2 protein-coding genes are annotated in these 1,247 nt (G+C 34.2%); both read right to left on the bottom strand.

All coding sequences use genetic code 11. The features are described from left to right. The coding region (locus AB1349_14470) for a glycosyltransferase family 39 protein (GenBank protein ID MEW6558530.1) at positions 1-368 on the bottom strand (368 nt) is incomplete at its 3' end. A gap of 291 nt (positions 369-659) precedes the next feature. After that, positions 660-1,247, bottom strand: a 588-nt coding sequence (locus tag AB1349_14465; GenBank protein ID MEW6558529.1) for a T9SS type A sorting domain-containing protein, incomplete at its 5' end; no start/stop codon positions are given.

The following is a 1,247-nucleotide window of genomic DNA, read 5'->3' as shown; positions in this document are numbered from 1 at the left end:
TTTTTAGAAAAAACCAACAGGATGGAAATGTTTGTAAAAAAATAAATTATCTCTTCAGGATAAAGTATTGTCCCATAAATAACATGAACGGGAAAAACTGCCTGAAATAATGCTGCAATAAGGCCTATTTTATAATTATAAAGATACTTTCCGAAAAAAAATGCCAGAATAATATTTCCTATGGAACAAAGAAACGGAAAATAACTCGTGGAAATTATGTTAACGCCGAATATTTCATATCCTAAAGCAACCGGGAGATTTACAAGCCAGCGAAAACCATAATAACTGTTAATTTCTGCCAGGATAAAATTTGATTTAGCAATATTGTGGGATATGTGGGCATATGCATATTCATCATAGCCAGTCATACCTGAAAAACATATAAGGCGGATTATTATGCCAAATAAAATAATAATGCTTAACAACTGCCAATCTTTCAATTTTAGATTTCCATCAGGTAACATCATCCTGTATTTCTACTTTTCTGAATTTCAGGTAACACAACAGTACTAATCTGTTAATACATTCTTTGGCAAATGTTTTAGATAGGATATTTAGCAGGACATTTGTTTAAACTTCGCTGAGAAATTTATGTTATGTGTATTATCCAATACGTATTCTTGAGTTCACATATCTATTCGGTAACCTTTTGTGATGGCTCATTTTATTACCGCACACTTTTTTATCATCTTAATCGGAACGTATCCCTGTTTTTCAGCATTCAGGCAGTAAATGTATACGCCACTTGCGATGTTACTTATGTCCAATGGATATTCGTAGCAGTATTTGTCGTTTTTGATTTTTAAGTAATCACTGCTGGCAAATTCTACTGAATGCACCAGTTCAGCCGCTATGTTGAAAATTTTTATTTCTACTCTGTCAGCCACTCCAACTTCTATGTGGATTATTGGATTTTGTCCGGATATTGCTGGATTGGGGTATGTGTAAACATCACCAAGTTTGAAGGTTGGGTCTGCTGTTTGCTCTGCAATAGCAGCAGCTTTGGTGAGTAATTCTTTTGTGAATGTTCCATCACTTATGCCAACATTACCAGCAAGGTCAGTTCCGGTAATAATTATTTTTTCCACATCACCAAAACCAGTAATTTTTTTGAATGTTCCTTTATACGTTGCTTCTGTCCCCTCAACCAAAGTCATTAGTACGTTAACATCTATTTTGTTTTTACTTTTTCCGTTTTGAATTATTGTTGCTATAACCTGCGGCACCTGACTTAACTTTTCAGATGC

This window comes from Elusimicrobiota bacterium, assembly GCA_040757695.1.
In the GTDB taxonomy this organism is placed as follows: domain Bacteria; phylum Elusimicrobiota; class UBA8919; order UBA8919; family UBA8919; genus JBFLWK01.
Note: the sequence above shows the minus strand (reverse complement) of the source record. Positions and strands in the feature narration are given on the sequence as shown.